The organism is Natronoarchaeum sp. GCM10025703 (assembly GCF_042661985.1).
Lineage (GTDB): Archaea > Halobacteriota > Halobacteria > Halobacteriales > Natronoarchaeaceae > Natranaeroarchaeum.
The window spans coordinates 2907792-2928739 of the sequence record NZ_JBHSZF010000001.1; the positions used below are offsets into that span (position 1 = coordinate 2907792).

20 protein-coding genes and 3 pseudogenes are annotated in these 20948 nt (G+C 64.4%); 14 read left to right on the top strand and 9 right to left on the bottom strand.

Annotated elements, in window-relative coordinates:
• The first annotated feature begins 8 nt into the window (after positions 1 to 8).
• The 3 genes from ACFQH2_RS16280 (at position 9) to ACFQH2_RS16290 (ending at position 3010) form a co-directional block, all read left to right on the top strand.
• A complete protein-coding gene (locus tag ACFQH2_RS16280) occupies positions 9 to 785 on the top strand; it encodes a hypothetical protein (protein ID WP_377055411.1) in 777 nt (258 codons plus the stop codon).
• Between the two features lie 61 nt (positions 786 to 846).
• The gene (locus ACFQH2_RS16285; RefSeq protein WP_377055413.1) at positions 847 to 2181 is read left to right on the top strand and encodes an ATP-binding protein; all 1335 of its coding nucleotides are present in this window, start codon (positions 847 to 849) and stop codon (positions 2179 to 2181) included.
• A 4-nt stretch (positions 2182 to 2185) separates the two neighbouring features.
• Entirely contained in the window at positions 2186 to 3010 is an 825-nt protein-coding gene (locus tag ACFQH2_RS16290) for an MBL fold metallo-hydrolase (protein ID WP_377055415.1), read from the top strand.
• A gap of 221 nt (positions 3011 to 3231) precedes the next feature.
• Here ACFQH2_RS16290 and ACFQH2_RS16295 read toward each other — a convergent pair whose 3' ends face one another.
• Positions 3232 to 4227, bottom strand: a complete 996-nt coding sequence (locus ACFQH2_RS16295) for a DUF5787 family protein (RefSeq protein ID WP_377055419.1) — start codon at positions 4225 to 4227, stop codon at positions 3232 to 3234.
• Between the two features lie 42 nt (positions 4228 to 4269).
• Complete coding sequence (locus ACFQH2_RS16300) at positions 4270 to 5967, bottom strand: L-lactate permease (protein WP_377055421.1); 1698 nt, start codon at positions 5965 to 5967, stop codon at positions 4270 to 4272.
• Positions 5968 to 6224: 257 nt separating this feature from the next.
• Here ACFQH2_RS16300 and ACFQH2_RS16305 point away from each other — a divergent pair, with 257 nt between their 5' ends.
• The 5 genes from ACFQH2_RS16305 to ACFQH2_RS16325 are packed head-to-tail and all read left to right on the top strand — an operon-like array spanning position 6225 to position 9181.
• Positions 6225 to 7457 (top strand): translation initiation factor IF-2 subunit gamma, encoded by a 1233-nt coding sequence (locus ACFQH2_RS16305; protein ID WP_377055423.1) that lies wholly within the window; start codon positions 6225 to 6227, stop codon positions 7455 to 7457.
• 6 nt (positions 7458 to 7463) lie between these two features.
• Positions 7464 to 7850 carry a twitching motility protein PilT gene (locus ACFQH2_RS16310; RefSeq protein WP_377055425.1) on the top strand — a complete coding sequence of 129 codons (387 nt, stop codon included), beginning with the start codon at positions 7464 to 7466 and terminating at the stop codon, positions 7848 to 7850.
• A gap of 2 nt (positions 7851 to 7852) precedes the next feature.
• Positions 7853 to 8425, top strand: coding sequence for a DNA-directed RNA polymerase (locus ACFQH2_RS16315; RefSeq protein WP_377055427.1), 573 nt, complete (start codon positions 7853 to 7855; stop codon positions 8423 to 8425).
• Positions 8425 to 8622, top strand: a complete 198-nt coding sequence (spt4, locus tag ACFQH2_RS16320; RefSeq protein ID WP_377055429.1) for a transcription elongation factor subunit Spt4 — start codon at positions 8425 to 8427, stop codon at positions 8620 to 8622. Before ACFQH2_RS16315 ends, spt4 begins: the two co-directional genes overlap by 1 nt.
• A 1-nt stretch (position 8623) precedes the next feature.
• Complete coding sequence (locus tag ACFQH2_RS16325; protein ID WP_377055431.1) at positions 8624 to 9181, top strand: GTP-dependent dephospho-CoA kinase family protein; 558 nt, start codon at positions 8624 to 8626, stop codon at positions 9179 to 9181.
• Positions 9182 to 9263: 82 nt separating this feature from the next.
• On the opposite strand, the gene ACFQH2_RS16330 is transcribed toward ACFQH2_RS16325, so the two are convergent.
• The gene (locus ACFQH2_RS16330) at positions 9264 to 9437 is read right to left on the bottom strand and encodes a hypothetical protein (protein ID WP_377076931.1); all 174 of its coding nucleotides are present in this window, start codon (positions 9435 to 9437) and stop codon (positions 9264 to 9266) included.
• Positions 9438 to 9854: 417 nt separating this feature from the next.
• On the opposite strand from ACFQH2_RS16330, the gene ACFQH2_RS16335 reads away from it, so the two are divergent.
• The 3 genes from ACFQH2_RS16335 to ACFQH2_RS16345 all read left to right on the top strand — a co-directional run bounded on the left by ACFQH2_RS16335 (position 9855) and on the right by ACFQH2_RS16345 (position 12080).
• Positions 9855 to 10169: a 30S ribosomal protein S24e gene (locus ACFQH2_RS16335; protein WP_377055435.1), complete on the top strand. Its 315-nt coding sequence runs from the start codon at positions 9855 to 9857 to the stop codon at positions 10167 to 10169.
• Positions 10170 to 10304, top strand: a complete 135-nt coding sequence (locus tag ACFQH2_RS16340) for a 30S ribosomal protein S27ae (RefSeq protein ID WP_377055437.1) — start codon at positions 10170 to 10172, stop codon at positions 10302 to 10304.
• A 69-nt stretch (positions 10305 to 10373) separates the two neighbouring features.
• Complete coding sequence (locus tag ACFQH2_RS16345) at positions 10374 to 12080, top strand: bifunctional N(6)-L-threonylcarbamoyladenine synthase/serine/threonine protein kinase (protein WP_377055439.1); 1707 nt, start codon at positions 10374 to 10376, stop codon at positions 12078 to 12080.
• Between the two features lies 1 nt (position 12081).
• Here ACFQH2_RS16345 and ACFQH2_RS16350 read toward each other — a convergent pair.
• The 5 genes and pseudogenes from ACFQH2_RS16350 to ACFQH2_RS16370 all read right to left on the bottom strand — a co-directional run bounded on the left by ACFQH2_RS16350 (position 12082) and on the right by ACFQH2_RS16370 (position 17881).
• Positions 12082 to 12722, bottom strand: a pseudogene (locus ACFQH2_RS16350) (cyclase family protein).
• Between the two features lie 64 nt (positions 12723 to 12786).
• Positions 12787 to 14796: an AMP-dependent synthetase/ligase gene (locus ACFQH2_RS16355; RefSeq protein ID WP_377055443.1), complete on the bottom strand. Its 2010-nt coding sequence runs from the start codon at positions 14794 to 14796 to the stop codon at positions 12787 to 12789.
• 107 nt (positions 14797 to 14903) lie between these two features.
• Positions 14904 to 15230, bottom strand: a complete 327-nt coding sequence (locus tag ACFQH2_RS16360) for a hypothetical protein (protein ID WP_377077032.1) — start codon at positions 15228 to 15230, stop codon at positions 14904 to 14906.
• A gap of 312 nt (positions 15231 to 15542) precedes the next feature.
• Positions 15543 to 16930 (bottom strand): annotated as a pseudogene (locus tag ACFQH2_RS16365) (AMP-dependent synthetase/ligase); the annotation flags it as partial.
• A 39-nt stretch (positions 16931 to 16969) separates the two neighbouring features.
• Positions 16970 to 17881 carry an MBL fold metallo-hydrolase gene (locus ACFQH2_RS16370; RefSeq protein ID WP_377055447.1) on the bottom strand — a complete coding sequence of 304 codons (912 nt, stop codon included), beginning with the start codon at positions 17879 to 17881 and terminating at the stop codon, positions 16970 to 16972.
• Between the two features lie 102 nt (positions 17882 to 17983).
• Between ACFQH2_RS16370 and ACFQH2_RS16375 the strand changes: the two genes are divergently transcribed.
• Both ACFQH2_RS16375 and serS read left to right on the top strand, forming a co-directional pair.
• The gene (locus ACFQH2_RS16375) at positions 17984 to 18265 is read left to right on the top strand and encodes a hypothetical protein (protein WP_377055449.1); all 282 of its coding nucleotides are present in this window, start codon (positions 17984 to 17986) and stop codon (positions 18263 to 18265) included.
• A gap of 48 nt (positions 18266 to 18313) precedes the next feature.
• Positions 18314 to 19692 (top strand): annotated as a pseudogene (gene serS / locus ACFQH2_RS16380) (serine--tRNA ligase).
• A gap of 32 nt (positions 19693 to 19724) precedes the next feature.
• On the opposite strand, the gene ACFQH2_RS16385 reads toward serS, so the two are convergent.
• Entirely contained in the window at positions 19725 to 20066 is a 342-nt protein-coding gene (locus ACFQH2_RS16385) for a nuclear transport factor 2 family protein (protein WP_377076932.1), read from the bottom strand.
• A 79-nt stretch (positions 20067 to 20145) separates the two neighbouring features.
• Here ACFQH2_RS16385 and ACFQH2_RS16390 point away from each other — a divergent pair, with 79 nt between their 5' ends.
• On the top strand, positions 20146 to 20940 hold the full coding sequence (locus ACFQH2_RS16390; protein ID WP_377055455.1) for a PHP domain-containing protein: 795 nt from the start codon (positions 20146 to 20148) through the stop codon (positions 20938 to 20940).
• The last annotated feature ends 8 nt before the right edge of the window (positions 20941 to 20948 follow it).

Below are 20948 nucleotides of genomic sequence, written 5' to 3' on the forward strand. Positions count from 1 at the left end.
TGATAAATATGGACCGTTCCGCCCTCCACTCGATCGCGATAGCGTGTGCGCTCGTCCTGTTTTCGGGCGTCGCGACGGCACAGCAACAGGATCCCCAGGAGCTCGCGACAGCAGTCGACGAACTGAGTCTGACAGCCGTCCTCGTAGGCATCGCTGGGACACTGATCTTTTTCGCACTGATCGCGGCAGTCCTGATCCACCTCAAACCCAAGTACGCGAACTCGACGAACCGGCATATCCGGTCGGAGCCAGTTACGACCGGGTTGATCGGATTCGGCATCATCGTCGGGGCCGTCATCGTCAGTGTCGTACTGATACTGACGATTCTGGGGGCGCTCATCGGGCTCCCGCTGCTGCTGGCGCTCGTGGTGGTGTCGTTCGTCGGGACTGTGATCGCCGAAATTACGGTGGGTCGGTATCTCCTCGAGGAGTTCGCCGACCGGACGGAGCGCCCACCGACGACGGAGACGCTCTGGCTGGCGTTCGGCATCGGATTCGTGCTGGTGCTGGCTCTCACCTACGTACCGATCGTCGGTGGTATCGTGGGGGTGACGGTCTCCTCGGTCGGAATCGGAGCTATGGTCCAGCAGTACCGAAACGGCTCCGAGAGTACGGACGGGCAGTCGCCCGGAATCGATGACGAAACCTCGTGGACGTCGGATTCCGGATCGAGTTCCTGGGACGATTCGGAGTTTAGCGACGACGGCGGCTGGGACGACACAGCCGACGGATCCGGTGAGTGGGGAACGCAGGACGGCGATGGTAACGACGACAGTTCGTGGTAGCCGCCCCGAGCGCGGTCGTCTTCGACGGCCTTAACATTCGGCCACACCAACGTTTTCTAGAATGAGCGATGCGTCGATAGATGTCGTCGAATTTCTGCTGACGACGCGACTCTACACTGACAACCGGTCGCTCGACGAGAACGACCTGCCGCCGCGATACCGGCAAGTGTTCTGGTCGGAGGGAGAGATTGAGCGGCCGCTGTCTGCGACGAACAGCACCGCACGAACAGCGACGGGGATCGATCAGCCATGGGCCGCGATTTCGGATCTGATGTTCACCGAACGCGACGAGTTCTCCGGGTCGATCTCGCTGACCGACCAGGACATGGCCGAGGACTGGTTCCGCGACCGCATCGACGCCGAGCGGATCCAGTCGAACCCGACGCTCGCCTACGTCTTCGAGAGCGAGGTCGAGGGCGTCGACTACGATCGAGCGCGGAAGGCGAACCGCCCGATCCAGGCCGATCGCGTCTGGATCGACAGCCTGCTCGACGAGTTCTTCGACGATGACGAGGAGGAACTGCTGGACCTCGTCGACGTCCGCGCACCGGAGGAGATCGAGATGACGCTCGACGACCTCGTGCTGACGCCGGATCAGGAAAACGAGATCCACAAGGTCGTCAAAGCGATCGAGCACCGGGATTATCTGGCCCAGATCGGACTCCGCGAGATCGGTAAACTGCTCTTTGTCGGCCCACCGGGGACCGGCAAGACCACCGCTGCGCGAGGACTGTCCCACGAACTCGATCTGCCCTTCGTCGAGGTGAAACTCTCGATGATCACGAGCCAGTATCTGGGCGAGACGGCCAAAAACGTCGAGAAGGTGTTCGAGGTCGCAAAGCGACTCTCGCCGTGTATCCTGTTCATGGACGAGTTCGACTTCGTCGCCAAGACGCGCGCCTCGGACGAACACGCCGCGATCAAGCGCGCGGTCAACACCCTGCTCAAGTCGATCGACGAAGTGAGCCTCATCGAGGACGAAGTGCTCCTGATCGGCGCGACGAACCACCCGGACCAGCTAGACGCCGCCGCGTGGCGACGGTTCGACGAGATCGTCAACTTCCCCAAGCCCGATCGTGGCATGCGCTCGGACATCCTCCGGGTGATCACGCATGCGATGGACATCGAGGAGTTCGATCCCGATGCCGTCGCCGATATCACCGAAGGGCTGACCGGGAGCGACCTCCGGATGGTGCTCCGCGAGGCCGTCCTCGACGCGCTGACAGAGAACCGGACGAACCTGACCCAGAAAGACCTGATCGACGCCGTCAAGGACTTCGAGGAGCGCGACAACCTCAAGAACATGGACATGATGGACGGCGACCACGAGGCGCTGGTCGCCGGCGGCGACATCAGCGGCGGCGGAAGCGACGACGGGCACTCACACGACCACTGATAGAATGCAGGTAACGCTCCTCGGGACGGGCGATACGACCGGAACGCCGACGCTGGACTGCGACTGTGAGACCTGTGAGTACGCCCGGGAGCACGACATCGAGCGGACCCGGTTTTCGGTGTACATCGAGAACGAGCGCACCGGCGAGTCGTTGTTGATCGACGCCAGCCCCGACTTCCGCTACCAGTTCGAGCGCGAAGGCGTCGACCTCCCTGACGGCATCCTGATCAGTCACATCCACTTCGACCACCTCGACGGACTGGGGAACGTCTACCGACTGCTGAACGAGGCACCGGTCTACGCCGCCGACGAGACGGATCCAGTGACCGGCGAGAGCGTCGCCGAGACGGTCGACCGGAAGTACAGCTATCTCGACGCCATCGACGTCCAGCCGACGACCCCGTTCGAGTCGGTCCGGACCTGCGGGTTCGACGTAACGTTCGTCCCCGTCGAGCATCCGCCCTTGCTCTGTTACGGCGTCGTCGTCGAGGATCCGGAGACGGGCGCAAAGCTAACGCTTTCGGGCGATACGAGCTATGCCGTACCCGAGGAATCTCGGTCAGTAATGACTGATCCGGACCTGTTTCTCGCTGACGGCATCGTCCCGGCACATCTCTGTGAGCACCACCCAGCAGGCGGAGATCACCACGACGCCGAGGGCGTCGCCCGGACGTTCGGGACCAAACACATGACCCGCGAGGGAGCGCTCTCGCTGGCCGACGACCTCGATGCCGACCGAACTCGGCTGGTCCACCTCGCCCACTACTACCCCGTCGACGAGGCGTTCGAGGAGCCACTGGCCGTCGACGGCGAACAGTTCTCGTTGTAGGAGAACACCGATATGGCCTCGACAGCGAGAGCCATGGTCTGGGCGTCGGACGCGAGTCGTTTTCTCGTGTTGTTCCTCGTCGGTGCTGTCGGCTACGTCGTGGCGACGGTCTCCCTCATCGAGTTCCTGACCCCGCTCGAGCTGGTATCTTCGGACTCGGGGTTCTGGCGGTGCTTGGCCTGTTCCGGTACTACGCCGACGAACTCCACGAGTAGCGGGCGCTATCCGAACCGATCCAGCCCCGACTGTCGCCGCTGTTTTCCCTTCGGATCGGCGACCCATGGCGACGTCTCGGCGCGGTCGGCGTCGAAGTCGGCCGCTGGAGCGTCGGCCGCCTCGTAGCCCGGACAGTCCGAGCCACATTCGCTTGCGGCATCGACGAACCGGCCGTACCACGAGCAGTGGGGGAGACCGTCACAGCCCGCAGAAGGGGTCAGGCTCGCGTGTTTGCAGGCCGGTGCGTCGTAGGTCCGCCAGCCCTTGCCGTAGGCGCGCTCGGCGATCCGCCGCCGGGCCGTGGCTTTGGCGGCGGGACCGGCCGGTTCGACTTCGGCGCGGCCGGCGTGACGCTCCAGCAACTCGATCCCGGTCGACTCCGGGGCGAGCGGCGTCGGCTCCCGGACGACCTCGACCGGGGCGGAAACCCCATCCGAGTCGACAGCATCGGGGTCGAACCGCCAGACTCCGACCTCCTCGGGAAGCCGATTGAGATGCGCGCCCGTGACGTGGCTCTCGGTCGCCAGGACGACCTCGTTTAGCAGGCCCAGACTGACGTCTTTCCGTAGTTGAGTCGCCAGCGCGCCCGGTCGGCCGAGATCGGGTTTGTTCTCGATGCCGACGAGCCGACCGAACCAGTCGTCCGGATATCGGGCGACCTGCCGGACGTGCTCGCGGCCGTCACGACGTTCGCGCTCGAAGAAGCCGGCCTCGACCGCGCGGTCGACGACTCGGCGGGCGTACCGCGGTAGCCCGTCGATTACGGAGCGCCGGTCGCGAAACCGGCCCGGCCCTGCGTCGCTCTCGATTGCGGCGGCAGGGATCGTTTCCGGCGTGATCGCGGTGCGCTCCGTGAACGCCGGCCCCGGTTCGACGAGCACGGTATCGAGCACTCGCTTGCCGGGGGCGGCGACACCGCCACCGAGTTGGCGAGCCACCAGGTGGTCGGTCGTCGCTTCGAGGTGGGCACACAGCGATAGCTCGAACGCGAACTCGCTCACGAAGCGGGGTTAGGGTGGCCGGATAAAAAAGCTCGCGTGAATTTAGAGCGCGACTGCGATCGAGATGACGATCGCACCCATGACGATGTAGAACATGACCGGGATGAGGTTCAACCGGATTACCCGGCCTTCCTGTCCGACGAGGCCGACCGTCGCCAGCGCGGCGATGACGTTGTGGATAGCGACCACGTTCCCGATCGCACCGCCGATCATCTGGCCGCCGACGATCAGGTGCTGTGGGAGTCCGGACTGGGTCGCTACCTCGTACTGGAGGCCGCTGAAGGTGATGTTCGAGACCGTGATCGAACCGGTGATGAACGTCCCGAGGACGCCGATCGGTACGGCGACGACCGTGTAGACATCACCGAAGACGGCGGCAGTCCCGTCGGCGAGCACGACCATCATGCTGTCGCCGCCGGGCGCACCCGGATACTGGCCCGATTCGAGCATAATGCCGACCATCCCGATCACGAACACGAGCGCGACCGCCGGAGAGACGATCTTCTGTCCGGCCTCACGCCACGCACTGGCGACCTGCGAACCGTCCAGGCCGAACAGCGGGATGGCGAGCAGTGCGCTCAGCACCAGCCAGGTCCCGGGGACGTACGCCCAGTCGATGCTGTTCGTGACCTCGGTGCCAAGAATACCCTCCCAGGTCGGCGTGAACACCGCGAGGTCCGTGAGAATCTCGCCGATCGGGGTGAAGTCCCGCGTGACGATCAGCAGGACGACGAGCAGGAGGTACGGGGCCCAGGCGCGAGCGAGCGACATCGAGGGGGTATCGTCGACCCCGGCGTCCGCCGCACCGCCCGCACCGTTCTCACCGCCAGGTTCGACCGAGCCGACCCAGTAGTCAGGCCAGACGTCGCGGTCTGGGAACGTCCACTCTTCCTCGGGCAGGAAGTAGCCCGCACGGAGCGCCGCGACGGTGGCCGTGATCCCGACCATCGAGCCGACGATAGACGGCAGTTCGGGGCCAATAAAGAGCGCCGTCAGCGCGAAGGGAATGACGAAGGCGACCCCAGCGAACAGACAGAGCGGCAGGACCGGGCGGACCGGCGCGAGCGAGCGCTCGTCGGGATCGCCGAAGAAGTAGACGACCATCGAGACGGCCATCAAGGGCATGAACACCCCAATTAACACCTGATATATCGCCGCGGTTCCCGCGGCCTGCGAGACGAAGTCGGCCGCTTCCGCGGGCGACAGCGTACCGAGCGCTTCGATCGGATCTAGCGTGCCGGGACGGACGGGGACGCCGACGGCCCCGAACGTCGTCGCGATAGCGTGCCCGATCAGTGCCGCGACCACCGCCGCCATGGCGGGGAAGCCGAGCGCGAGCAAGAGCGGAGCGACGACTGCTGCGGGCGTCCCGAAGCCGGCGACGCCTTCCAGAAACGTCGCCATGAAGAAGCCGAGCAGGACGATCTGTACCCGACGGTCTTCGCTGATCGCCGCGAACCCTTCGTTGATCCGGTCGATCGCGCCTGCCCGCATCAGCGTGTAGAGCAACACCAGCGCGCCGAAGACGATCCACAGGATCTCGATGGCGAGCATCACACCCCAGATGCTCGTTGCGGCGATCCAGTCGAGTGGCATTCCCCAGACGACTCCTGCAACGACCGCCGCGGTAAGCCAGGCGACGGGCATCGACCTGACGGCGGGCCAGAGCAGCCCGACCAGGAGGACTGCGACGACGATCAGTGGCGCAAGCGCGGCCAGGACGAGTGTCGTGTCAGTCATCATATCACCGTCCTGAGAGCCGGTCTGCGTGGTCTACCGTTCTGTTGTTCGATAACCGTTCTCCGAGAGATTCCATCGCTGTACAACGACATACCCCGACCTTTCCCGAGGGGGAAAATAAATGTACGCTGTGTTCCCGCTGGGCGAGAACGCTGGCGAACCGGGCACTGAGACGGTCGTCTCCCCCGTTCTCCGGGTCGAGAACAGTAGGTTTATCAGGCGTTCGGGGCGAATCACTACCAAGATTACTGTCCCATATGTCAGATAACAATCGACAACCGGAGGTGAACATCGGACTCGTCGGTCACGTGGACCACGGCAAGACGACGCTCGTACAGGCGCTGTCCGGCGAGTGGACGGACCAGCACTCCGAAGAGATGAAGCGGGGTATTTCCATCCGTCTCGGCTACGCCGACGCCACGTTCCGCGAATGCCCAGGACTCGACGAACCGGAACGGTACACCGTCGAGGAGACCTGTCCTGACGGCTCCGAAAGCGAGGTCATGCGCACCGTCTCGTTCGTCGATGCGCCGGGCCACGAGACCCTGATGGCGACGATGCTATCCGGTGCGTCGATCATGGACGGTGCGGTCCTGGTCGTCAGCGCGAACGAACCGGTCCCCCAGCCACAGACCGAAGAGCACCTGATGGCGCTCGACATCATCGGCATCGACAACATCGTCATCGCACAGAACAAGATCGATCTCGTCGACGCCGACCGCGCCCAGGAGAACTACGAGGAGATCCAGGAGTTCGTCGAGGGCACAGTCGCCGAAGACGCCCCCGTCGTTCCGGTCAGTGCCGGCCAGGACGTCAACATGGACGTCCTGATCGGGGCGGTCGAAGAGGAGATCCCGACGCCTGATCGGGATCCGGACGCCGACGCGACGATGCACGTCGCCCGGAGTTTCGACATCAACCGACCGGGGACGACCTGGGAGGACCTGACCGGTGGCGTCATCGGCGGGAGCCTCTCGCAGGGCGTCCTCGAAAACGGCGAGGAGATCGAGATCCGTCCCGGTCGCGAGGTCGAAGAGGGCGGGAAATCGGAGTACCAGCCCATCGAGACGGAGATCCGCTCGCTAGAGGCGGGCGGCGAAACCGTCGACCGCGTAACGCCGGGCGGCCTGCTCGGCGTCGGCACCGGACTGGACCCCAGCCTCACGAAGGGTGACGCGCTGGCGGGACAGGTCGCCGGCCCATCGGGGACGCTCCCGCCGACGTGGGAGAGCTTCGAGATGGAGGTCGACCTGCTCGATCGGATCGTCGGCCAGGAGAGCGGTAGCGTCGACGAGATCAGCACGGGCGAACCGCTGATGCTGACGGTCGGGACGGCGACGACGGTCGGATCGGTCACCAGCGCGCGCGGCGACGAGTGCGAACTCAAGCTCAAGCGCCCGGTCTGTGCGGCCGAGGGTGACAAAATCGCGATCAACCGCCGCGTCGGCGCGCGCTGGCGGCTGATCGGCGTCGGAACGCTGAAAGGATAGTCGGCGATGGCACCGACAGTCGCTATCGACACCAACGCGCTGATGATGCCGGTCGAACTCGACGTCCGGCTGTTCGACGAACTCAACAGGCTGCTGAACGGGTACAAACCCGTGACGCCGCAGGCAGTCATCGAAGAGCTCCGGGCGCTCTCCGAGAAAGGAGGGACCGAAGGCATCGCAGCCAGCGTCGGACACGATCTAGCGACGGAACGGTGTCTCATCCTCGACACGGACGCATCGTACGCCGACGACGCGGTGGTCGAACTCGCCCGCGAGGGAACGGCCGACTACGTCGTCACGAACGACCAGCCCCTACAGCAACGTGCACTCGACGCGTCCGTTGCAGTAATTGGTTTAAGGGGCAAGAACAAACTCGCAATCACTCAACCATAGCCATGTACAAACGGGTCAGACTAAAAGACACAGTCGAAGTACCGCCGCGGGAGCTGGCGAACGTCACGCCGGACCTCGTGAAGAAACTGCTGCAGGACAAACTCGAAGGACGAATGGACGAGGAGATCGGCTCGGTCGTCAGCGTCGTCAACGTCCGCGATATCGGGGATGGGGCAGTGCTCCCGAACCGACCCGGCGTCTACTACGAGGCCGAGTTCGACGCCGTCACGTTCGATCCGCAGATGCAGGAAGTCGTCGACGGGACCGTCGTCGAAGTCGTCGAGTTCGGGGCGTTCGTGGGCATCGGGCCGGTCGACGGACTACTCCACGTCTCGCAGATCTCCGACGAGTATCTCGCCTACGACGGCGAGAACCAGCGACTCGCCTCCAACGAGTCCGACCAGGCGGTCGCGGTCGACGATGCCGTCCGAGCACGGATCGTCACCAAGAGCATCGACGAGCGGAATCCGCGAGACTCCAAGATCGGTCTGACGGCGAAACAGCCGGGCCTCGGCAAACACGGCTGGCTCGAAGACGAGCGGAGCAAGCGCCAGGCGCAAGCCGGTGAGAGCTAATGGCAGAGGATCGACTCGTCTGTCGGGAGTGTCACCGGGTCAACGGTCCGGACGAACAGAACTGCGTCGCCTGCGGATCGAGCAGTCTCACCGGGGACTGGGCCGGCTACGTCTATATCGCCCATCCTGAGGAGAGCAAGATCGCGACCGAGATGGAAGTGACCGAGCCCGGCGCGTACGCGCTGAAAGTCCGGTAACGTGTCAGCCGAGGATCACGGCGGCGCAGATATCGTCGTCACGCTTCCCGACGAACTACGCTCCGCGTTCAAAGAGCCGATGGGGACGGTGTACACCGATCCCGAGGAGCTACTGGAAGGGGCTGGATCACCGCTGATCGCCGTCGGCGACATCGTCACGTACCATTTCGATCGGGTCGATTACCAGCCGGACGTCGCACTCGTCGACGGGCGGACGAAGCGGCGTGATATCGCTGCCGAGGTGCGCGAGCGGGTCGACGAGCTACCGAACCGGATCGAGGTGGTCAATCCGGCGGGCACCCTCAGCGCGGAGCTACTCAGCGCACTGGAGCGGGCGCTGGCCCACCGCAAGCCGACGACCATCGTCGTCGATGGGGAAGAGGATCTCGCCACCTTACCGGCAGTGTTAGTCGCCCCAGTGGGTGCGTCCGTCGTCTATGGCCAGCCGGACGAGGGGATGGTCGAAGTGACGGTCACCAAAGAGCGAAAGACGCAGTTCCGGGCCCTGCTGGAGCGAATGGACGGCGACCACGGCCGACTGTGGACGCTACTGGAGTAAGGGTATCGTCGGAGGAAGACGAGGCTCGTTCCGGAGCGTCGGATCGCCCGATGAGATCAATCGGATCCAAGAGTGAGTTCGATCAGTCTGCGATCCTGTTCGGTATAGATCGTGACGAGGTCGTGCGAGCGTAGTTTCGGGAGGTGAACGTGATGCAATCGAACGAGCGCTTCCCCTGCTTGGCAATGTCGACCCTTTCGGCCTCGGCAATCCGTTCGGCGAGTTCCTGCACCGACAGCGTATCCTCCGCCCGCACCAACTCGTCCAGAACGCGCTTTCAGAAGCGGCGAACTGAGAACGTCGTGAAACTCCGTTGGGGCGTCGAGAAACGGATCGAAGCCGTATCTATCGACGACATCGGCAAGCGAGGAGAACGAGTTCGTAACCGCATCCCCCCGACGATTTTCGGTTCCGTGGTCGTTTGCCATCCGTATATCACCTCACGCAGTAGCTTCATAATATAGTGGGCTGAATAAACAGGTGTTTTTTTTAAATACCGAATCGACACGGCGTCAGCGTCTGACAGGCGTCGAACACCCGACAGTGCCTCGCTATCCCCCGCCATAGACACCCGTGCCCCCCGTCGGGCCGTTCGTCCGAGTCCTACCGACGCGGCGACTCGTTCGAAATGCTTTTACCCGTTTCAGAGGGAGTAATGTACAACTGAGTATCCATGGACGTCGAAATCCTTGACGAAGAAGAAAACCCGATGTTGCACCGCACCGACGTGACCTTCCAGATCGTACACGAAGAAGCGACCCCGGAGCGTCTCTCCGTTCGTGACAGCCTCGCCGCGAAGCTCAACAAGGACGCGAGCGAAGTCGTCGTCCGCAAACTCGACACGAAGTTCGGGATGCGGAAGACGATCGGCAAGGCGAAAGTCTACGAGAGCGCGGATCACGCACAGGACGTCGAGCAGGACCACATGCTCGAACGGAACAAGATCGAACTCGGCGACGCCGAAGCCGAAGAGGCGGAGGAAGCCTAGATGCCCCGTCACGAACTCTACAACGACGACGGAACCACGGAAAACGAGAAGTGCCCCCGCTGTGGCGACGCGTTCCTCGCCGACCACGGTGACCGCCAGCACTGCGGTCGCTGTGACTACACCGAGTGGGAGTAAGGCGATGCACCGAGCGGAGAGGGGCATCGATAGTTGTGAGCGGCCAGCAGCTGCGAACTGTTGTACACCGTGAGTAATCGACCGCGCGTTCTCGGGATCGAGGGCACTGCCTGGGCGGCCAGCGCCGCAGTCTTCGACCCCGACGACGGCGTTTGTATCGAGACCGATGCTTACCAGCCAGAGAGCGGCGGCATCGATCCGAGCGAGGCCGCCGAGCACATGCATAACGCGATTCCGGAAGTCGTCGCGGCGGCGCTGGATCACGCCGCAGCGCTGGGCGACGATGACCCGCCGATCGACGCAGTGGCGTTCGCCCGTGGCCCGGGGCTGGGTCCGTGTCTGCGGATCGTCGGGACGGCCGCGAGAGCGCTGTCCCAAGCGTTAGACGTCCCGCTCGTCGGCGTCAACCACATGGTCGCGCATCTGGAGATCGGCCGCCACCGCTCGGGCTTTGACTCGCCGGTCTGTCTCAACGCCAGCGGCGCGAACGCCCACGTGCTGGGCTTTCACAACGGCCGGTATCAGGTGCTCGGCGAGACGATGGACACCGGCGTCGGCAACGCCATCGACAAGTTCACCCGCCACGTCGGGTGGTCCCATCCCGGCGGCCCGAAAGTCGAAGAGGCGGCAACGGATGGTGAATACACCGCACTCCCCTACGTCGTCAAAGGGATGGACTTCTCGTTTTCGGGGATCATGAGCGCCGCGAAGCAGGAGTACGATGCGGGAACGCCCGTCGAGGACGTCTGCTGTGGCCTGCAGGAGACGGTCTTCGCCATGCTGACCGAGGTGGCCGAACGCGCGCTCTCGCTCACCGGGAGCGACGAACTCGTGCTTGGCGGCGGCGTCGGCCAGAACGACCGACTGCGGGAGATGCTCGCGATGATGTGCGAACAGCGCGGCGCGGAGTTTTACGCCCCCGAGCCACGGTTCCTGCGCGACAACGCCGGGATGATCGCCGTCCTCGGCGCGACGATGTACGAGGCCGGAGATACGATCGAAGTCGCGGACTCGCAGATCGATTCGGACTTCCGACCCGATCAGGTGCCGGTGACGTGGCGAGACGGGGAGAGTGTCGCGCGCAGCGCGACGGAACCAACGAGCGGACAAGGCCCGCGAGAGGAGAGCGTGGCGCGGAACGCCACGGAACCAGCGAGCGGTCGGGAACCGCGAGAGGAGAGTCTCCCACGCGGTGCGGTCGAATCGAATCGCCAGCAGGGTGCGGAGGCGACCGTCACCTTCGACGGCGACCGCGTCTACAAGGAGCGTGTTCCAAAGGCGTACCGCTACCCCGACCTCGACGACCGACTGCGCCGCGAACGGACGACGCTCGAAGCGCGACTCACCAGCGAGGCGCGGCGCAACGGCGTCCCGACGCCGCTGGTCCACGACATCGACCGCCGCAGGGCACGGATCACCTTCGAGCGCGTCGGGCGTGCCGACCTGCAGGCCGACCTCACCGCGGAGCGGGTCCGGTGGGTGGGCAAGCACCTCGCGGCGCTCCATGCGGCCGGTATCGTCCACGGCGATCCGACGACCCGGAACGTCCGGTTCGACGACGAGCGAGTGTACCTGATCGACTTCGGACTGGGCTACTACTCGGATCACGTCGAGGACTACGCGATGGATCTCCACGTCTTCGAGCAGAGTCTGGACGGCACCGCGGCGGATCCGCCGGCCATGCGCGAGGCGGTCGAGGCCGGCTACGTGGCCGCCGGCGAGCAGCGAGTGCTCGATCAGTTGCGAGAGATAGAAGGCCGCGGCCGGTATCAGTAGCTCACTCGACGCGCCCGAGGACTCGCGCCGGTGCGGCGTCGGCGTCGGGCAGCGGAAGCGGCGCGACGTCAAGCGTGAATCTCGTCGGCATAGCCCCGAGGTTCGTCAGGTTCTCTACGATAAGCTTTCCAGCGCCGAGTAGTGCGTGGTGGGCCGGGATGCCGTGAGTCGAGACATCCGAGTCCACGCTGCCCGTCGGATCCACGTTCAGCGCGTCGATGCCGACGTGACAGTCCAACTCGGCGATTCGCCGGGCCGTCTCGGGCGCGAGATACGGATGGTCGAGATACCGCTCGTCGGGCCAGTGGGCGTCCCAGCCGGTATGCACCACCAGCGCGTCTGCGTCCGGGTCGCTCGGCAGGACGGCGGGTGGAATCGGCTGGCCGTCGCCGTACTCGGTGCAGTCGAGTTTCAGCGCGTCCATCGTGAACGTCTCCACCGGAACCGAGTCCAGCGTCGCGCCGTCCGGTTCGGTATGGGCGGGCGCGTCGACGTGCGTGCCGCTATGGCTCCCGAGTTCGAGTGCAGTAACGCGGTAGCCATCGGCGTCGTGAGTTGCGTGGGGCCGGAGGAGACCTCCGGATCGCCAGGATAGACGGGGACGCCGGGATCGAGCGGCTGGGAGAGGTCGTAGGGTGGCATACCGCAATCGTTCGGCCGCCACCGGCCTAACGGTTCGGGACGGCGGCTACCCCGACGGAAGCGACTACTCGGACTCTGCGGGTGTCGCCGTGCCGCCCTCGGCCTCCGTATCCGGCTCCGAGTAGATCGCCTCGATCTCGTCGGCGTACATGTCGAAGATGTTGCGCCGCTTCTTTTTCATCGTCGGGGTCAGCAGGTCGTTGTCCTCGGTGAACTCGATCGGGACGAGTCTGAACTGCTTGATCTGCTCGTGGTACTCGAAGTTCTCGTTGACGGCGTCGACCTCCTGCTGGACGACCTCCCGGACGCGCTCGTCCCGACAGATCTCCTTGGGCGAGTCCGGCAGGTCGATCCCCTCTTTGTCCGCTCGGGCGCGGATCCGCTCGAAGTTCGGTACCAGGAGCGCGCCGACGAACTTCCGGCCGTCGCCGACGACGAAACACTGCTCGACGACCTCGTTCGAGGCGAAGGCGTCCTCGATCGGGGCCGGTGCGACGTTTTTGCCCGTCGAGAGTACGAGTAGCTGTTTGGCCCGCTCGCGGAAGACCAGATAGTTGTCGGGGCGTTGCTGGACGATATCGCCGGTCCGGAACCAGCGGCCGTCCTCGTCCTCGACGAACGATTCCTCGGTGGCCTCTGGCTTCTCCCAGTAGCCTTCGGCGACGTTCGGGCCCTGCACGAGCAGTTCGCCGACCTCGCCGAGCATGTCGTCGAACTGCTGGCGGGGAACGACCGAGGTGTCGATCTTGACGTCGATCTCCGAGAGCGGCAGGCCGATAGTCCCGATCTTGGTGTCCTCTGCCGGGTTCGTTGAGACGACGGGGGCGGTCTCGGTGAGGCCGTAGCCCTCGTAGATCGGTAGCCCCATGCCGTGATAGAGTCGGCAGAGATCGGCCGAGAGCGTCCCGCCGCCGGAGTTCATGATCTCGAGCTTCCCACCGAGGGCGTCGCGGACGTCCGAGAAGACGAGCGCGTCGGCGATTTTCATCTTCGTTCTGAGACCGAGTCCCGGGGCGGAGGCCTGCTGGTACTCCTTGCTGACCGCGGTCGCCCACTCGAAGATGCGCGCTTTGAGATCTGACTCCTGGGCCTGCTCGCGGATCGCATCGTACATCTTCTCGTACACTCGCGGGACACTCGTCGACGCTGTCGGCTGGATCGTCTGGAAGTCGTCTTTGAGCGTGTCGGCGCTCTCGGCGTACCCGATAGTGGCACCGACGGCAAACATCAGGTAGTGGCCGACAGTCCGCTCGTAGACGTGCGCGAGCGGCAGGAACGAGACCGTATCGGTCTCCGGGGTGAGCGTCGGCAGGTCAGCACCCTTGTCGGGCCGGGGTGCGTACCGCCGGTAGGTCTGGTTGACGTTGGCCCGCAGATTACGATGGGTGAGTTTGACGCCTTTGGGTTGGCCCGTCGTCCCCGACGTGTAGATCAGCGTCGCGAGGTCGTCGACGGCCGGTTCGTCGAGCCAACTCTCGTACGCCTCGGCATCGAAGGCGGCATCGCCGATCTCGTAAACATCGGCAAGCGTGTAGATCCCCTCGTCCTCGCGGTCGTGATACTCCGGATCGAGGTCGTCCATCGACACGACAAACTCCAGGTCGAGATCGTCGGTGACCGAGAGCACGCGTTCGAGATGCTCCTGACTCTCGACGACGACACCGTCCGCGTCGGGGTCGTCGAGCAGGTACTCGACCTGTTGTTCGGACGACCCCTCGTATATCGTCGTCACGACGGCACCTGCTCCGAGCAGTGCAAAGTCGCTCTGGGCCCACTCCATCCGGGTATCGCTGAAGATGGCGACGCGAGCGCCGTCGTCGACGCCGAGTTCGCGAAAGCCGGCCGCCAGTCGCCGGACGACATCGTCCATCTCGGCGTAGGTGATCGACGCGAACTCCCCGTCGGGAGCGGGATCGATCACCGGGCCGACCAGCGAGCGGTCGTAGATCCCGCCCTTGTAGCGCTGGGCTGGTCTGTCGGCGTTTCGGTCGACTGTCTCGGCGAACAGTCGCGGGATCGTCGACATCCCCGTTACTTCGTCGGAGTACTCCCGTTCCGCCTGTCGCAAGCTCATGGGTTGACTGACAATATCTTTCAATAACAATAAATCAGGTGGGTTATTTCACCCCGAAACAGTGGTCACAAGTCAGAGAGCGGCGAAACTCTTCTCGACACGCAGAGTCAGTCCTCGTACATATCTTCGACCCGGTCCTCGAAGTGTTCGAGGATGTTCCGGCGTTTCTTCTTCATCGTCGGCGTCATCAGGTCTTCGTCCTCGGTGAACTCCTCGGGGACGAGCCGGAACTTCTTGATCGTCTCGTAGGACTCGAACCGTTCGTTGATCTCCTCGACTTCGGCCTCGATCCGCTCACGGACGCGGTCGTCCTCGATGAGTGCGGTACGGCTCTCCGGCAGATCGAGTCCCTCCTCCTCGGCCCAGGACCGGAGCCCCTCGACGTTCGGCGCGATCAGCGCGCTGACGAACTTCCGACTATCGCCGACAACCATGCACTGCTCGACGACTTCACTGGAGGCGAAGGCGTCCTCGATCGGTCCGGGCGCGACGTTCTTGCCCGTCGAGAGCACCATGATCTGTTTGGCGCGCTCTTTGAACTCGATGTAGTCGTCGGGGCGCTGGTGGACGATGTCGCCGGTGCGGAACCAGCGCCCGGTGTCGTCCTCGGGCGTCTCCCCGCCGTCGGCGGACGCCTGCTGGCTCTCCAGTTCGGTGAACGCCGACTCGGTGGCCTCGGGCTTTTGCCAGTAGCCCTCGGTGACGTTCGGACCGCGGACGAGCAGTTCGCCGACCTCGCCCGGCAGGTCGCTGAACTCACCCGGTCCGACGAGGCTGTCGTCGATGTGGACCTCGACATCGACGACGGGCGGCCCGATCGTCCCGACTTTCGGCTCCTCGGGGGGTTGACCGCGACGACCGGCGATGTCTCGGTCAGCCCGTAGCCCTCCATGATCGGCAGGCCCATCCCGTGATACAGCGCACAGAGCTCCGGTGAGAGGCTCCCGCCGCCGCTAATGAAGAAGTCGATGTTGCCGCCCAGTGCGTCCTTGACGGTGCTGAAGACCAGTTTGTCGGCGACGGTCCGCTTCGCTTCGAGGACGACCCCGGGGTCGTCGGCCTCGTGGTACTGCTGGCCGACATCCGTGGCCCAGTCGAAGATGCGCGCCTTGAGGTCGGACTCCTGGGCCTGCTCGCGGATCGCGTCGTACATCTTCTCGTACACCCGCGGCACGCTCGTCGCGGTCGACGGACCCACGAGATCGAAGTCCTCCTGGATCGTATCGGAGCTTTCGGCGTAGGCGACGCAGGCACCCACCCCGAACATCAAAAAGTGCCCCGCCAATCGCTCGAAGACGTGGGCGAGCGGCAGGAACGAGACCGTCGTAGTGTGTTCGTCGATGACCGGCGTGTCACCCTTGTCGGGCCGCGGACCGTACCGGGTGTACACCTGATTGACGTTCGACCGGAAGTTGGCGTGGGTCAGTTGGACGCCTTTCGGCTGCCCGGTCGTACCGGAGGTGTAGATCAGACTGGCGAGGTCGTCGACGGAGCGCTCGTCCAGCCAGCCCTCGTACTCGTCAGGATCGAAGCGTTCCGCGCCACGGTCGTGGATCTCCGCAAGCGTGTAGATATCGTCGCGGTCGTAGGCGTCGTCGTCCTCGTCGTACGTGTCCATCACGACGATGAACTCCAGATCGAGTTCGTCCTCGACCGAGATGACGCGATCCAGTAGCTCCTCGTTCTCCACGACGACGCCCTCCGCACCCGGGTCGTCGAGCAGATACTGGGCCTGATGGGACGACGAGCCAGTGTAGACCGTCGTGACGACGCCCCCGGCGGCCAGCACTGCGAAGTCGGTCTGGGCCCACTCCATGCGGGTGTCCGCGAACAGGCCGACTCTGGTGCCGTCGGCGACGCCCAGATCACGAAAGCCGGCCGCGAGATGGTGGACGATATCGCGCATCTCGGTGTAGGGTATCGCCCGATAGTCGCCGTCCGGTGGTTCGGCTAACACCGTCTCCGTGAGGGAGCGATTGTAGACACCACCCTTGTACTGCTGTGCTGGCCGGTTCGCGTGGCGCTCGGCCGCTCCCTCGAACAGCCGCGGGAGCGTCGTCAGCTCCGTTACGCGATCCGAAAACGTCCGTTCGGCATCCCTCCAGTTCATACTGGTGTGACTGTTCACCATCATAATAAAACAGTATGAACGTAGGGAGAGTTTGGAGTTGTTTTACCGCTGATCGAGATAGCCCAGCACGCCACGGACGTTCATCGCCGTCTCCGCCCGGGCCTTGTGCTCGCCCCAGACCTCGATGAGGTCCTCGTCGACGCCGTCGACGAAGTGATCGACGACTGCCGCCTCATTACGAAGCACGTTCCACTTCTGTTCGACCTCCTCGACCCACTCACTGAGCACCGACTCGTACTCGTCGAGCAGGTCGTCGGTCGGATGGGGACCGAAGTGGGCGAACAGCAGCGTCTCGGGGTCGATCGCTCGAATCGTCTCGATATCGTCAAGTGCCGTTTCGAGATCGAAGTTGGAGGGTGGTGAGGTCGGTTCGACGCGTTCGAGGTCGGGCACCCAGATCCCGGCGGCGTCGGCAGTGAACACGGCATCGTTGGCCGGGTCCTCGAAGACGACCTGATGGGGCGCGTGGCCCGGCGCGTGGTGGACGTGGAGTTCGTGATCGCCCAGATCGACGACGTCGCCGTCGATCAGGGGCTGAAGCCGATCCTCCGGGACCGGTTTGGGGTCGGTGTAGTACTCCCACTGGTCGCCGACTGCGCGTTTCGTCCCCTCGACGAGTCGCGAGGGGTCCGCGAGGTGGGGGACACCGATCTCGTGGGTGTATACGTCCGCGTTCGGGCAGTCTGCCGCGAGAAAGCCCGCACCGCCGGCGTGGTCGAGGTGGACGTGTGTCGGCGCGATCACTTCGATATCGTCGGTTGTGAGGCCGGCGGCCTCGATGGCGTCGAGGACGTGTTCGTAGTTCGTCCCGATGCCGGTGTCGACGACTGCGGGGCGCTCGGCGTCGAGAACGTAGACAGCGCCGTAGCCCGGCGAGTCGTACATGCCGGTGTCGACGTAGTAGAGGTCGGTACATGCACCAGTCGTAACGTCAGAGACGTCGCCTGCGGCCATATCGGAAGGCCGTGCGGGAGGGTAAAAGAGGTTGCCACCGATTCCACGGAGTTTCTTCCGTGAGAAACGCTTATAAGAACTGGGGGAGGAAACAACCAGTCAATGCGCTACTGTCACGAGTGTGGGGCCGAAGTCGGGTCAAAAGCGACGGAGTGTGACGAGTGTGCGGCGAACCTCATCGGGTCGACATCGGACTCGCAGGGGGCTGTCTCGAGGGACGGCGGGTTTCTGGCCAGCCTCACATCGCTGTTCGACCGTGGCGGAGCGGAGGACTCGTCGGCGACATCTGGGACGGAGACAGGCGGCGCGAGCGACGACGAGTCAGGCGGCGAATCCTCCGACGACGATGGGATGTTCGCGTCGATTACGAAGCGGTTCGGATAGGGTGCATCGACACGGTTTTGCCATATGCACCTGAATAGGCCGATAAGAATGCTCGATAGGACGACCCTTCGTGACCGGGCCGACGAGGTCCGGGAGGCGCTGGCAGCGCGCGGTGCCGACGCGGACCTCGACACCGTGCTCGAACTCGACGAGGAGTGGCGAGAGCTAAAAGCACGCGGCGACGAACTGCGCCACGAACGCAATCAGGTCAGTAGCCGGATCGGCGAACTAAAACAGGACGGCAAAGACGAGGAAGCCGAGGAGGCCATCGAGCGCTCCCAGTCGCTCAAAGCCGAGATCGAGGAGATCGAGGACCGCGCCGACGAACTGGCCGAGAAACTCGACGCGGCGATGCTCGAACTCCCGCAGGTACCCCACGAGAGCGTCCCGGTCGGCGAGGACGAGGACGACAACGTCGAGACCCGACGCGAGGGCTTCGACGACCTCCGAGAGCTACCCGAGGAGATCACGCCACACTACGACCTCGGCGAGGACCTGGAGATCATCGACGAGGCCCGCGGCGCGAAGACGACCGGCAGCGGCTTTTACTTCCTCAAGGGCGAGGGCGCACAGCAGAGCACGCCCTGATCCAGTTCATGCTGGACCTCCACCGCGAGCAGGAGTACCACGACGTCTTCCCGCCGGTCCCGGTAAAAAGCGAGTCGATGCGGGGCACCGGACAGCTACCGAAGTTCGCGGACGACGCTTATCGCGTCGGCGGGAGCAACGAGGAGGCCTACGACGACGACGACCTCTGGCTCTGCCCAACCGCGGAGGTCCCGGTCACCAACATGTACGCCGACGAGATCCTGCTCGCCGACGACCTGCCGCTAAAACATCAGGCCTACACGCCGAACTTCCGGCGCGAAGCGGGCGAACACGGCGTCGCGACACGCGGCATCGTCCGCGTCCACCAGTTCAACAAGGTCGAACTCGTCAACTTCGTCGAACCCGAGGAGAGCTACGACCGACTGGAAGAACTGCTCGACGAGGCCGAGGAAGTCCTCCGACAACTCGGTCTGCCCTACCGGATCCTCGATCTCTGTACGGGCGATCTCACCTTCGCCTCGGCGAAGACCTACGATATCGAGGTGTGGGCTCCCGGCGACGACATGGAGGACGGTCCGGACGCCGGCGGACGATGGCTCGAAGTCTCCTCCGCGTCGAACTTCGAGGAGTTCCAGGCACGCCGTGCCGGACTCCGCTACCGGCCCGAACGCCACGAGTCGGCGGAGTATCTCCACACGCTCAACGCGTCGGGGACGGCCGTCCCCCGCGTGATGGTCGCCATCCTGGAGTACTACCAGAACGAGGACGGCACCGTTACCGTTCCCGAGCCGCTGCGCCCGTACATGGGCGGCAAAGAGCGCATCGAGGGCCACGAGCCAGTCGGCGAGTCGGCGCTCGGAGCGGGAGACCGCGAGTAGCGCGGACGACGGTCGTTTTTTACGATTCGACGCTATCGGAGTGGCTCTGCGTGTAGGTTCGGACGCTCGTAATCTGCTCGTCCGAAACGGTATGGACGTCGACGAAGCCAAAGAGCGCCTCGTCGTTCAGAATCGAGTAACTGCCCCTGAACAGCCGCGCCATCCGCGTGCAGAAACACCCGCTCTAGCTCGTGGGCCGTGTCGGTCATCGGCCGCCCATCGCGCATAAACGAGACGAACGCGGTCCGACCCTCGAACGTCCGGTCCGGCCGGTAGTGGATAAAATCGGAGGCGATCAGTGACGCGAGATCGTCGTAGTTGTGCTCGTCGAGCGCGGTATAGAACGCTCGGACCAGCGGTTCGGCATCGGCCATGGGGTCGACTCCGTGCCGAAGACTAACAAACGCTGTGGACCGGAACGATCATCTGCGAGGCGCGGAAAGGAGCGGGCATATGGTCTATGCGGATCTCCACGCCCACACGACGCGCTCTGACGGGTCGCTGACGCTCTCGACGCTGCCCGACGCCGCACGCGACGCCGGGGTCGCCGTGGTCGCAGTTACCGACCACGACCGCCTCCATCCCGCTCTCGACCGGGCGATCAACACCGTTGACGGCATCACCGTCGTCAGCGGCATCGAACTCCGTGTCGAGACGCCAGGCGGTCAGCGGATCGACCTGCTGGGCTATGGCGCACGTCCGACACCGGCGCTAGACGACGAACTCACGCGGATCCAGCGCGACCGGATCGAGCGGGGGCGGGCAATGATAGATCGGTGTGAGAGCCGCCTCGACGTCGATCTCGGCCTCACGGTCGAGGAGGGATTCGGCCGGCCGCATCTGGCCAGAGCGATCGACGCGCATCCCGATACCGACCTGAACTACGAGGAGGCGTTCGCGGAACTGATCGGCAATGATGGTCCGTGTTTCGTCGCCCGCGACGTGACACCGTTCGAGGAGGGCCGGCGGCTTCTGGACGAGGCGTGTGCCCTCGTCGGACTGGCACATCCACTCCGGTACAGCGACCCCGAAGCCGCACTGGCGCTGACCGAGCATCTCGATGCTGTCGAGCGGTTCTACCCGTACGGCCGGGAGGTCGACACCGCGCTGGTCGACCGGGCGATCAGCGAGTACGACCTCGTCGCGACGGGCGGTACGGACGCCCACGAGATGGAGTTAGGCCGGGCAGGACTCGACGAGTCGTCGTATCGGCCAGTCGCGGCGGCACTCGAACGCGCCGAGGATTGATCCGGGAG

Excerpts from the sequence above, each read along its gene's own strand:
- ACFQH2_RS16280 (WP_377055411.1), top strand. The coding sequence starts at position 9 with ATGGACCGTTCCGCCCTCCACTCGATCGCGATAGCGTGTGCGCTCGTC.
- ACFQH2_RS16285 (WP_377055413.1), top strand. The coding sequence starts at position 847 with ATGAGCGATGCGTCGATAGATGTCGTCGAATTTCTGCTGACGACGCGA.
- ACFQH2_RS16290 (WP_377055415.1), top strand. The coding sequence starts at position 2,186 with ATGCAGGTAACGCTCCTCGGGACGGGCGATACGACCGGAACGCCGACG.
- ACFQH2_RS16300 (WP_377055421.1), bottom strand. The coding sequence starts at position 5,967 with ATGACTGACACGACACTCGTCCTGGCCGCGCTTGCGCCACTGATCGTC.
- ACFQH2_RS16305 (WP_377055423.1), top strand. The coding sequence starts at position 6,225 with ATGTCAGATAACAATCGACAACCGGAGGTGAACATCGGACTCGTCGGT.
- ACFQH2_RS16310 (WP_377055425.1), top strand. The coding sequence starts at position 7,464 with ATGGCACCGACAGTCGCTATCGACACCAACGCGCTGATGATGCCGGTC.
- ACFQH2_RS16315 (WP_377055427.1), top strand. The coding sequence starts at position 7,853 with ATGTACAAACGGGTCAGACTAAAAGACACAGTCGAAGTACCGCCGCGG.
- spt4 (WP_377055429.1), top strand. The coding sequence starts at position 8,425 with ATGGCAGAGGATCGACTCGTCTGTCGGGAGTGTCACCGGGTCAACGGT.
- ACFQH2_RS16335 (WP_377055435.1), top strand. The coding sequence starts at position 9,855 with ATGGACGTCGAAATCCTTGACGAAGAAGAAAACCCGATGTTGCACCGC.
- ACFQH2_RS16340 (WP_377055437.1), top strand. The coding sequence starts at position 10,170 with ATGCCCCGTCACGAACTCTACAACGACGACGGAACCACGGAAAACGAG.
- ACFQH2_RS16355 (WP_377055443.1), bottom strand. The coding sequence starts at position 14,796 with ATGAGCTTGCGACAGGCGGAACGGGAGTACTCCGACGAAGTAACGGGG.
- ACFQH2_RS16360 (WP_377077032.1), bottom strand. The coding sequence starts at position 15,230 with ATGGTTGTCGGCGATAGTCGGAAGTTCGTCAGCGCGCTGATCGCGCCG.
- ACFQH2_RS16370 (WP_377055447.1), bottom strand. The coding sequence starts at position 17,881 with ATGGCCGCAGGCGACGTCTCTGACGTTACGACTGGTGCATGTACCGAC.
- ACFQH2_RS16375 (WP_377055449.1), top strand. The coding sequence starts at position 17,984 with ATGCGCTACTGTCACGAGTGTGGGGCCGAAGTCGGGTCAAAAGCGACG.
- ACFQH2_RS16385 (WP_377076932.1), bottom strand. The coding sequence starts at position 20,066 with ATGGCCGATGCCGAACCGCTGGTCCGAGCGTTCTATACCGCGCTCGAC.
- ACFQH2_RS16390 (WP_377055455.1), top strand. The coding sequence starts at position 20,146 with ATGGTCTATGCGGATCTCCACGCCCACACGACGCGCTCTGACGGGTCG.